The sequence below is a fragment of the Vibrio sp. Vb1574 genome (assembly GCF_033338675.1).
This window is the reverse complement of sequence record NZ_JAWOTC010000098.1, coordinates 1-2207: the sequence shown is the minus strand read 5'-3', so window position 1 is coordinate 2207 and position 2207 is coordinate 1. Positions and strand designations below refer to the sequence as shown.

Here is a 2207-nt window from a genome sequence, read left to right as displayed (position 1 = left end):
TTTCAGGGATGATGCCATTTTCACGAAGGAAGTTCGCTAAAAGCGTTGCAGGAATACCAAAGTCTGCGTAGCTGCCATCTTCAGCAATACCTGCTGTGGTTAGTAGCAATTTACATGGGTCAACGAAGTATTGACCTTCACCGTAACCTTCAAATTTGTGCCAGCTTGCGTTTGGCTCAAACATGAAGAATTTCTTGTTCGTTGCGATCACGTCAGTGTCGTAGCTGCCCCAAGGTTGGCCTTCGACTTCATCTGGAATGAACGGACGAATCAATTCACAACTCTTAAGGATTTCTTTACGCGCTTCGATACCAGTCTTAACCGCATCACGCCATAAACGCAGACCTGCTTCGCCATCGTGGATCTTCGCGTTCACATCAAGCGCAGAGAACAGTGCATAGAATGGTGAAGTCGATGCGGGCATCATCAACGCGTTGTTAAAGCGTTTGTGGTGACAGTAACGAGCTTGACCTTTGATATGGCGGTCTTTCTTGTGGATTTGCGATGTTTGAGAGAAGCCAGCTTGTTGTTTGTGAACAGACTGAGTCACGATCACACCTGCGTCTTCTGGTTTCAAATCCAGCAGCAGTGGTGAACAGTCTTTCATCATAGGGATGAACTGCTCATAACCAACCCACGCAGAGTCAAACAGGATGTAGTCACAAAGATGACCGATCTTATCCATCACGTAACGAGCGTTGTAGATAGTACCGTCGTAAGTACCAAGCTGGATAATAGCAAGACGGAAAGGACGTTCATCGCGTGCACGTTCTGGATCCACTTTCGCGATTTGAGCACGAATGTATTCTTCATCGAAACAGTGCTCATCCATACCACCGATGAAGCCCCAAGGGTTACGCGCCGTTTCTAAGTAAACTGGCATACCACCCGCTTGGATTAACGCACCGTGGTGGTTCGATTTGTGGTTGTTACGGTCGAACAGTACCAAATCACCTTCAGTTACTAGCGCGTTACACACCACTTTGTTTGAAGCAGAAGTACCGTTGAGTACGAAGTAAGTTTTGTCCGCGTTAAATACTTTTGCAGCGTGCGCTTGCGCTTGGTGTGCAGAACCTTCGTGGATCAGCAAGTCACCTAAATCCACGTCCGCGTTACACAAGTCACTACGGAACAGGTTTTCGCCAAAGAAATCGTAGAATTGTTTACCAGCTGGGTGTTTTTTGAAGAACTGACCACCTTGGTGTCCCGGACAGTCAAACGCTGAGTTACCCATCTCAACATAGTGCGTTAATTGCTTGAAGAAAGGAGGAAGCAGACGACATTCGTACTTGGTTACTGCTTCGTTGATTTGACGACAGTAGTACTCAATAGATTGTCTTTCTAAATCGATAACGCCAGTTAGCCAAACGTAATCTTCTGCCGAAACTGGGTTTTCATCCGTTACTAAGAAAACTGGAATACCGTAACCCGTTTCAGAAATCATTTTATGCAGACCTGCTTTAATGTCTGCTGAAGTAATAATAGCCGCACCAACGTCGGTTAATTCAACTTGCTCTAAAGGTTGTAAATGACGATTAAATTGTTCATCTAAAGATTCAGCTAATAAACTGAAGTCTTCTGGCATGTAATTACTAACACCTATAATTAAACGTTTCATTTGGAATATCTCTTTTTTGTTCTTTAAAATTGACAGGTACAGATATTACAAACGAAAACGATATTTAAAATTCAAAAAACAAATTTCGTGATTAAATTTTCATATTTAAAAGTCTTATTTTCTCGAATTAAAATTTCGCGATCTTCATCACTTTCCAATTGATAGCCCAATGATATTGAAACCAGGCTTAAAAGGAAAAATAATTAAAAATTGTGTGACCACAGCCATTGTTGTTAGAAATAAAATATCAAGAAAATAAATTTTTGAGATTTCTATCACTATATAATTAGTAGGACTATATTATTAGGGATAATAAATATTTTAATTTTAACTAAATTTAAACACATAATAAAAAAGCCATCAACACATGTATTGATGGCTTTTTACTTTAGGTGCAAAGGAAACACAATTCAATTAAATAAATGACTATCCAGCTTTACGCCATTGTTGGACCACTGTTGATAGCGTTTTACCGCGATACCAGACGAGTACATGGTATGCTTACAATCCATGCACTCGACAAAGTACAGCCCACTCATTCCTGCCATAACGTGCAGTCTACGGCTATCGCAACGCTTACAGGACAAGC

Annotated in this window: 1 protein-coding gene and 1 pseudogene; both read right to left on the bottom strand. The window is 41.2% G+C overall.

The features are described 5' to 3' along the window. Window positions 1-1585 (bottom strand): ornithine decarboxylase (speC, locus tag R7O12_RS23755; RefSeq protein ID WP_411913090.1); only part of this gene is annotated, 1585 nt, incomplete at its 3' end. Between the two features lie 443 nt (window positions 1586-2028). Then, window positions 2029-2207, bottom strand: a pseudogene (locus R7O12_RS23750) (XRE family transcriptional regulator); the annotation flags it as partial.